The sequence below is a fragment of the Micromonospora sp. URMC 107 genome (assembly GCF_051386315.1).
GTDB lineage: Bacteria > Actinomycetota > Actinomycetes > Mycobacteriales > Micromonosporaceae > Micromonospora.
In genome coordinates, this window is the sequence record NZ_JBPQTK010000064.1 from 23,472 (window position 1) to 32,537 (window position 9,066).

The 9,066-nt window shown below is 76.4% G+C and carries 3 protein-coding genes and 2 pseudogenes; 4 read left to right on the forward strand and 1 reads right to left on the reverse strand.

Annotation, left to right across the window (positions count from 1 at the left end; translation table 11 throughout):
* Positions 1-35: 35 nt before the first annotated feature.
* From ACSNN9_RS16425 to purE, 4 genes and pseudogenes are all read left to right on the forward strand, one after another.
* Positions 36-1,266, forward strand: a pseudogene (locus ACSNN9_RS16425) (thioredoxin domain-containing protein); the annotation flags it as partial.
* 59 nt (positions 1,267-1,325) lie between these two features.
* Positions 1,326-2,030: pseudogene (locus ACSNN9_RS16430) on the forward strand (hypothetical protein); the annotation flags it as partial.
* Between the two features lie 77 nt (positions 2,031-2,107).
* Entirely contained in the window at positions 2,108-3,289 is a 1,182-nt protein-coding gene (locus tag ACSNN9_RS16435) for a 5-(carboxyamino)imidazole ribonucleotide synthase (RefSeq protein WP_436674096.1), read from the forward strand.
* Positions 3,286-3,777: a 5-(carboxyamino)imidazole ribonucleotide mutase gene (purE, locus tag ACSNN9_RS16440; protein WP_311414331.1), complete on the forward strand. Its 492-nt coding sequence runs from the start codon at positions 3,286-3,288 to the stop codon at positions 3,775-3,777. The genes ACSNN9_RS16435 and purE overlap by 4 nt, the downstream gene beginning before the upstream one ends.
* A gap of 731 nt (positions 3,778-4,508) precedes the next feature.
* On the opposite strand, the gene ACSNN9_RS16445 is transcribed toward purE, so the two are convergent.
* A partial coding sequence (locus ACSNN9_RS16445) for an SCO7613 C-terminal domain-containing membrane protein (protein ID WP_436674097.1) occupies positions 4,509-9,066 on the reverse strand: 4,558 nt, incomplete at its 5' end.

Consider the following 9,066-nt stretch of genomic DNA (forward strand, 5'->3'; position numbering starts at 1 on the left):
GGGCGGGCGCGTCCCCGGGTGGTTATGGTCGTCGGGTGAACCGACTCGCTGACGCCACGAGCCCGTACCTGCTCCAGCACGCCGACAACCCGGTCGACTGGTGGCCGTGGTGCGAGGAGGCGTTCGCCGAGGCGGAACGGCGGGACGTGCCGGTGCTCATCTCGGTCGGCTACGCCGCCTGCCACTGGTGCCACGTCATGGCCCACGAGTCGTTCGAGCACGAGCAGGTCGGCGCCCTGATCAACGACGACTTCGTCGCCATCAAGGTGGACCGCGAGGAGCGCCCCGACGTCGACGCCGTCTACATGACCGCCACCCAGGCGATGACGGGGCAGGGCGGCTGGCCGATGACCGTCTTCGCCACGCCCGACGGCACCCCGTTCTTCTGCGGCACCTACTTCCCCCGGGCGAACTTCGTCCGGCTGCTCCAGTCGGTCGCCGCCGCCTGGCGGGACCAGCGCGACGCCGTGATCAGCCAGGGCGCCGCCGTGGTCGAGGCGATCGGCGGCGCGCAGGCCGTGGGCGGGCCCACCGCGCCGCTGGACGCCGCGTTGCTCGACGCCGCGGCCGACCAGCTCGCCGAGGAGTACGACGCCACGAACGGCGGGTTCGGCGGCGCGCCGAAGTTCCCGCCGCACATGAACCTGCTCTTCCTGCTCCGGCATTACCAGCGCACCGGCTCGCAGCGGAGCCTGGAGATCACCCGGCACACCTGCGAGGCGATGGCCCGGGGCGGCATCTACGACCAGCTCGCCGGCGGCTTCGCCCGCTACTCCGTCGACGGGCACTGGACCGTGCCGCACTTCGAGAAGATGCTCTACGACAACGCGCTGCTGCTGCGGACGTACACCCAGCTCTGGCGGCTGACCGGCGACCCGCTGGCGGCCCGGGTCGCCGCCGAGACCGCGGCCTTCATGATCGACGACCTGGGCACCCCCGAGGGCGGGCTCGCCTCCGCGTTGGACGCCGACACCGAGGGCGTCGAGGGGCTCACCTACTCCTGGACGCCGGCCCAGCTCGTCGAGGCGCTGGGGGAGGACGACGGCCGCTTCGCCGCCGACCTGTTCGCGGTCACCGAGGAGGGCTCCTTCGAGCACGGCACCAGCGTCCTGCGGCTGGCCCGGGACGTCGACGACGCCGCCCCGGACGTGGCCGCCCGCTGGGAGCGGATCCGGGCCCGGCTGCGCGAGGTCCGCGACACCCGGCCCCAACCGGCCCGCGACGACAAGGTGGTCGCCGCCTGGAACGGGCTCGCGGTCACCGCGCTGGTCGAGCACGGCGCGCTCACCGGCGACCCGGTCACCGCCGCCGCGGCCGTCCGGATCGGCGAGGTGCTCGCCGACCGGCACATCGTCGACGGACGGCTGCGCCGGGTCTCCCGGGCCGGCGTCGTCGGCGAGCCGGCCGGCGTGCTGGAGGACCACGGCTGCGTGGCCGAGGCGTTCTGCGCGCTGCACCAGCTCACCGGGGAGGGGCGCTGGCTGACGCTGGCCGGCCGGCTGCTCGACGTCGCGCTGGAGCGGTTCGCCGCCCCCGGTGGCGGGTTCTACGACACCGCCGACGACGCCGAGCGGCTGGTCACCCGTCCCGCCGACCCCACCGACAACGCCACCCCGTCCGGGCGCTCCGCGATCGTCGCGGCGCTGGTCGCGTACGCGGCGCTGACCGGCGAGACCCGCTACCGGGAGGCCGCCGAGGCGGCGCTGTCGACCGTGGCGCCGATCGTCGGCCGGCACGCCCGCTTCACCGGCTACGCGGCGACCGTCGGCGAGGCGCTGCTCTCCGGGCCGTACGAGATCGCGGTGGTCACCGACGAGCCGACCGGGGACCCGCTGGTCGCGGCGGCACACCGGCACGCCCCGCCCGGCGCGGTGATCGTGGCCGGCCGCCCAGGGCAGCCCGGCGTACCGCTGCTCGCCGACCGGCCGATGGTCGACGGGCGGCCCACCGCGTACGCCTGCCGGGGTTTCGTCTGCGAGCGCCCGGTGACGACGGTGGACGACCTGGTCGGCCAGCTCGCCCGGCGCTGAGCCGTACGGCTGCCGCCGTGTGGGATCGGCCATCCGGCGGCGCAGGTGGCGGGGCGTCCCGATAGGCTGGCGCGGCTATGGATTCCCGTACCGGTCTGCCCGTTGTCGGCATGGTGGGCGGTGGCCAGCTGGCCCGGATGACCCACCAGTCCGCGATCGCCCTCGGCCAGTCGCTGCGCGTGCTCGCGCTGGCCCCCGACGACGGCGCCGCGCTGGTCGCCGCCGACGTCCAGTACGGCGACCACACCGACCTCGCCGCGCTGCGCACCTTCGCCAAGGCCTGCGACGTGGTCACCTTCGACCACGAGCACGTCCCCACCGAGCACATCCGCACGCTGGCCGCCGAGGGCGTGAAGCTCTTCCCGCCGGCCGACGCGCTGCTGCACGCCCAGGACAAGCGGGCCATGCGGGAGCGGCTCGGTGAGCTGGGCGCACCGAACCCGGCGTGGCGGCCCGTCGCCGAGCCCGCCGACCTGGTGGCGTTCGGCGACGAGACCGGCTGGCCGGTGGTGCTCAAGGCGGCCCGCGGCGGGTACGACGGCCGGGGCGTCTGGCTGGTCGACGACGCGGCGCAGGCCGAGGAGCTGGCCACGACCCTGCTGGCCGGCGGCACCCGGCTGATCGTCGAGGAGCGGGTGCCGCTGCGCCGGGAACTCGCCGTGCAGGTGGCCCGCTCGCCGTTCGGGCAGGTCGCCGCGTACCCGGTGGTCGAGACGGTGCAGCGCGACGGCATCTGCGTCGAGGTGCTCGCCCCCGCGCCGGACCTGCCGGAGGAGCTGGCGGTCGCTGCCCAGCAGCTCGCCATCGACCTGGCCACCGCGCTCGGCGTGGTCGGCCTGCTCGCCGTGGAACTGTTCGAGGTCGCCGACCGGGCCGCGCCCGGGGGCAGCCGGATCGTGGTGAACGAGCTGGCGATGCGGCCGCACAACTCGGGGCACTGGACCATCGAGGGCGCCCGCACGTCGCAGTTCGAGCAGCACCTGCGGGCGGTGCTCGACTATCCGATGGGAGACACCTCGCTGACCGCTCCCGTGGTGGTGATGGCGAACGTGCTCGGTGGCGAGCCGGGCGGGATGTCGATCGACGAGCGGCTGCACCATCTCTTCGCGGCCGAGCCGGGCGCGAAGGTGCACCTCTACGGCAAGCAGGTGCGGCCCGGTCGCAAGATCGGGCACGTCACGGTGCTCGGTGACGACCTGGACGACGTACGGACGCGGGCCGCGCGCGCGGCCCACTGGCTGCGGGAGGGGCGGGCTTGAGCGTCGTTGGGCTGATCATGGGCAGCGACTCGGACTGGCCGACGATGAAGGCCGCCGCCGAGGTGCTGGACGAGTTCGAGGTGCCGTACGAGGTCGAGGTGGTCTCGGCGCACCGTACCCCGATCAAGATGATCGACTACGGGCGCGCCGCGGCCGACCGGGGCCTGAAGGTCATCATCGCCGGGGCGGGTGGCGCCGCCGCCCTGCCCGGAATGGTCGCCTCGGTCACCCCGCTGCCCGTGATCGGCGTTCCGGTGCCGCTGAAGCATCTCGACGGGATGGACTCGCTGCTCTCCATCGTGCAGATGCCGGCCGGCGTGCCGGTGGCCACCGTGTCGATCGGCAACGCCCGCAACGCGGGGCTGCTCGCCGTCCGGATCCTGGCCGCCGCCGACCGCGCCCTGCTCGACCGCATGTCGGCCTATCAGGCCGACCTGGAGCAGCTGGTCGCCGAGAAGGACGCCGCCCTGCGCGCCTCCCTCGCCTGATCCCTCGGCCCGCCGTCTCCACCCCGCTTCCTCCCCCACCTTCCGTTCGACCCTGCCAATCGGCCCCGTCGCGGTCCGCTGCGCTTTCGGCCCGCTCCGCCTTGGGGTCGCTTCGTCTTCGGTCCGCTTCGTCTTTGGTGCGCTTCGCCTTCGTGCCCGCTGCGCCCTCGGTCCGCCCGTTAGATGGCTCCTTCCGCCTCTTGTCGCGGCTTCCGCCCGTCGGTGTGTCGTCCGATGGTCGGTACTCCTGCGGGAAGAGGCGGCGGAGGGGTTAGGCAGACCCGGAGGGTCGTCACTGTCGGTGACGGGTGCCCACGTTACCGACGGTCACGGCGAGGGCGCGAGACAACAGTGCCCTCTCGGCCCCTTTGCTCTGCAGCCATCGACGCACCGGCCGCCTGAGCTGGCTTTTTGTCTTGACTCCGGTGATTGAGGTCGCAAGCGTTTGTAACGTAGAGCGACTGTTGCGTATATGGATGCAGAGCAAAGGGGCCGAGGGGCTAGGTGCCGTCTCGGCCGGGGAGTCACGCCCTGTGTCTCCTGGCTCGGCGGGGGAACGGCACCCGGGGCGGCCAGCGACGTCGGGGGCAGCCAGGAGCCGGCCGCGCGGGATGCCGGCTGACTGAAGGGGGCGGCGGCGGGTGCGCCACGACCCGCAGTGCAGCGCCACGACCCGCAGCCCCGGCCGGCGGGCCCGCCCACGGTGGCATCCGCAGGCGGGACCGCTGGCCTTACCGCATGCCGCGCAGGGCCGTCTGGAGGCGTTCCTGGGCGCGGCGCCGGCGCTCGTTGCTGGCGCCGAGTGCCAGCAGCAGGATGCCGACGGGGATCAGGGCCAGCCACGGCCCCAGGCTGAACAGCGCGTGCACCGCCGCGATCGCGGTCACGGCCGCGCCGACGATCACCGGTGCCTGCTGCTGGCTCATCGACCCGAAGACGAGGACGGCCACAGCGCCGAGCAGCAGCAGCACCTGGCGCAGCGTGCTGGAGTCGGTGGCCAGCACGATCGCCAGGGTGGGCACGAACGCGGCGACCAGCGCGGGCCCGTACGCGACCCAGCTGCTCAGGTCGGGCCGGTGCCGCAGCTCCAGCACGCCGACGAGCAGGGCGAGCGCCGCGAAGGGCAGCGTGTAGGCCTCCGGCAGCGCCACGTCGGCGACCCGCATCAGGATCCACCAGGCGGCGATCTCGCAGACCACGACCGCCCAGAACAGGATGCGCCGCTCCACCGGCCGGCGGCCGGGTCGGGTGGCCGCCACGCCGAGGACCGCGCCCCAGCCGGCCAGCAGGGCCGCGATGTGCCGGGGCGAGTCGAAGGCCAGCGCCAGGGCGATGAGGGCGGCGGCGTACCCGCTCCACTCGACCGTGGCCGCCTCCCGCTGGGCCTCGGGGCGACGCAGCCGGGGCAGGGTCGCGGCGAACACCTGCAGGGCCGCGCCGACGGCCAGCACGCCGAAGGCGGACCAGACGGCCGCGAGGCCGGCCACCAGGCCGGCGGTGAGCACGAAGAGCTGCGCCATCAGCGAGGCGAACAGCCAGCCGAGGATGCGCGCCCGCTGGGTGGTGCCGAAGAGCGCGGCCACCGTGCCGACGCCGACCGCGCCACCGAGGGTGAACAGGGTCAGCTCCCGGGTCGCCAGGCTGCCCACCAGGCCCGCGCTCCCGGCGGCCAGCCCGATGGCGAAGACGAGCACCCGGGTCAGGCGCAGCGAGCGGGCCCGCTCGGCCAGCGGCGGGGGCGGGGTGAGCGCCAGGCCGAGCATCGAGATGGTGAACACGGCCAGCGCAGCCAGGGTGCTCGCCGGCCAGCCGTTGCCGAGCGACACCGGGGTGATCAGCAGGGTCACGGCGGCGCCGGGCAGCACCACCGGCACCGCCCGGGAGCGTCGCCCGCCGCTGAAGCCGGTGGCGGCCAGCGCGGCGGTCGCGGTGAGCAGCAGCGCGGTCAGCACGTGGGTCGGGTCGACCGCGTCGGGTGGCGGGGTGAGCAGCTCCGGTGGTGGCCCCTGCCAGACCCGGGCGAGGCTGCGGTGCGGATCGACCAGGGCGACGACCAGGGACGGCGCGATCGACACCAGCGCCAGGGCGGTGGGCAGCGCGGCGGCGGCGAGCGCACCGGCGGCGGGGCTGACCCGCCAGCGGCGCTGCGTCCCGTCGTCGGGCAGCCGCCGCAGTGCGCCGTCGAGCAGCACGGCCCAGCGCCGCACCGGCTGGGCCGCGCCGACCGGTGGTTCGGTCGCGCCCCGGACCAGCTCGGCGAGCACCCCGAGCAGGGCCGCGGCGGCGGCGTAGACACCGACGGGCTGGCCGGCGGGGACGGCCGCCAGGGCGCTCACCGTGGCGCCGCCGGCCACCGCCGCGCTCGTCCAGGGCAGGTACTGCGGGATCCGCCGCCGGACGGCGGCCACCGCCGCCAGGCCCAGGCTGGACGCGGCCAGCGCGGCGGTGAGCACCACCTCCGGCGCGCGACCGAACTCGGCCGCCAGCGCCGCGACGGCGCCGGGGAACGCGAGCAGGGCGGCGCCGGCCGCGGCACCCCCGATCTGGGCCAGGTGCGGCGGCATCCCCTCGGTCTCGACGTCATCCACCAGCGGTACGGCCAGCGACCGCGCCAGCCCTGCCACCACGACGCCGATCAGCGCGATGCTGCCCAGCGCCAGCGCGGTGGTCCACGGCCGGACCAGCCCCGCACCGGCGGCGTGCAGGGCGACGACACCGGCCACGACCGCCCGGGACAGGCCGGCGCGGGGGTCGACGGCGGCCACGGCGGCAGCCCCGAAGACGGTGGCGACCATCCCGCCGACCAGGACGGGCGACCACCACGCCAGGTCGAACGCGGCCGGCGCGCCGATCGTGGCGAGCACGGCCGCCGCGCCCGACACGTCGTACTTCCACGGTGGCGGCAGCAGGACCGCGGCGGCGACGCCGAGCAGGGCCAGCGCGACCGGGGCCTGCCACGTCGATCCGCCGGTCGGCCCGGCCGGCCAACCGGTCAGGTCCCCGGCCCAGATCGGTCCCGGGGTGGCGAGCACCCCCAGCCCGCCCCGCAGCGCGCTCCAACCGGCCAGCAGCCCGATCAGCACGCCGCCGACGGCGAGGCCGACGATCGGCCCGCGTCGCCACTCCTCCGGCATCGCCCTTGCGGCCACGGCCACCAGCAGCACCAGCGCGGCGGCGACGGCGAGCTGCCCGCCGGGGGCGAGGACGGCCGCGATCCGGGCCAGGGTGGCGATCAGGGCGGCGGTCACCGCCGCGGCGGCCAGGTCGGAACCGTCCAGGTTGAGGTCGGAGCGTCGGCCGGCGTCGATGGGGCCGGCGAACACCACCATCGCGGCGGCGACGAGCAGCAGGCCGCCGACCCAGGCGTCGGCGGCGGTGGCCCCCGGGGCCCCGAACGCGGCGGCGGTGACCGTGACCGCACCGAGGGCGGTGCCCACCGCCAGCGGCGTCGGGATGCGGCGCTGGGAGACCTGCACGATGGCGGCATAGCCGAGGGTGGCGCAGACCGCCAGGAAACTGGCCGCGAGCACCGGGACGGTGACCTCACGCAGGCTCGCCGGGGTGGGCGTGGGGTCGGTGGGCACGGTGGCGGCGACGAAGGCGGCCACCGCACCCGGCAGCGCGAACGCCGCGCCCCCGGCGGCCCATGCCGAGACCGTGTCGGCCGCCGCCGGGGCGAGTCGCATCCGGGGCGCCACGGCGACCAGGACCCCGGCGGCGAACAGGGTGAGCAGGACCGCGGTGGTCAACGCCGGCCGGGCCAGTCCCGCGCCCGCGCCGAACAGGCCGACGCCGGCGGCGGCCGCCGCGTGCGCCAGGGCCGCGCGTTCGGTGCGGGCGGAGAGCCCGACCACCCCGATACCGACCGCCGTCAGCACCATCGGCCAGGGCGCCACCGCCCACCCGAGGCCGAACGACGCCGGTACGGCGAGCGCGGTCAGCGCCGCGCCGACCACGGCGAACTCCCGGCGGATCTCCGGCGGCAGGGCCAGCACCGCGGCGACGGTCAGCAGGAAGGCGCTGGCGGCGAGCTGCCAGGCGGCCGGGCCCGCGCCCGCCGCCAGCTCGGCCGGGTAGTGGTCCAGGTCGGCCGCCCAGGCCGGCAGCGCGGCCCGGACGGGGGCGACCCCGGCACGCAGGGCGCCCCCCGCGACCACCACTCCGCTGACCGTGAGCGCCACCGCCGAGGCGAGCTGCGGCCCGCGTCGGGCCGCCGCCGGCACCGCCCGGACGGCCAGCCCGGTGAGCGTGATGACCGCCGCGATCAGCAGCAGCGCCCGCCCGGGGAAGGCCACCGAGGCGATCCGGCTCAGCGCGCCGATCACGGCGAGGGTGAAGATCCCGGCGCCGAGGTCGGGCAGCGGTGGGCGGCGCAGCACCAGCGTCCCGGCCAGCCCCACCGCGGCGGCCAGCAGCAGTGCCAGCCCGGCCCCGGTGGCGGCCGGCACGGTGCTCGCGCGGAGCAGGGCGGAGACGGCGTACGCGAGGGCGAGGGCGACCGCCACCCCGTGCAGCACCCAGGTCAGCTCGCGCAGCCACGGCACCGGCCGGGTGGCCGGGGCGCGTTCCTGCGCCGGCAGCCCGCCGTCGAGCACCTCGCCGGCCTCCTCGGGCGCCCCCTCCGGTCGGCCGTCGGCGCGGCGCTGCCGGGGCGCGGCCGGGGATCCGGCGGGCGCGGCCGAGGGCTCGGGCAGGTCCCGGCGCACCGGCCGCTCCACGGTGACCGTCGAACGCGCCAGCCAGAGGTCGAGCAGGGCCACCGCGGTCAGCACCAGCGCCCAGCCGCCCGGGCCGGTGATCCGGTCGTACGCCAGCAGCGGCAGCACCGGCTGGGCGGCCAGCACGGTGGCGAACCGGGGCGCGCGCAGCCCTGTCCAGCCCGCGTAGCCGAAGGAGACGCCGGCGGTGACGGCGAAGATGATCCCGGCGAAGACCGCGCCCGAGGCGCCGCTGCCGATCCGGTCCACCGCCCACAGCGCGTAGCCGGCGAGGGGCACCAGGAGCAGGCCGACCGCGGAGATGGTCTCGGCGGTCGAGGTGAGCCCGCGCCGGGCCAGCACCGGCGGGGCGAGCAGCATCAGCACGGTCGCGAGCAGCAGGACGCCCAGCCGGGCCAGGGCGTCCATCGAGCTGGTGGCCACCGCGGCGAAGACCACGGCGGCGACCCCGAGCAGCAGCGCGCCGAGCCCGAGGGGGATGTTCTGCACCTCGCGGGAGGACGCCTCCGGCGGGTGCTCCGGGTCGTCGGCGTCGAGCCAGGTGGCGGTCGACGACGGGGGCGGGGGAGGG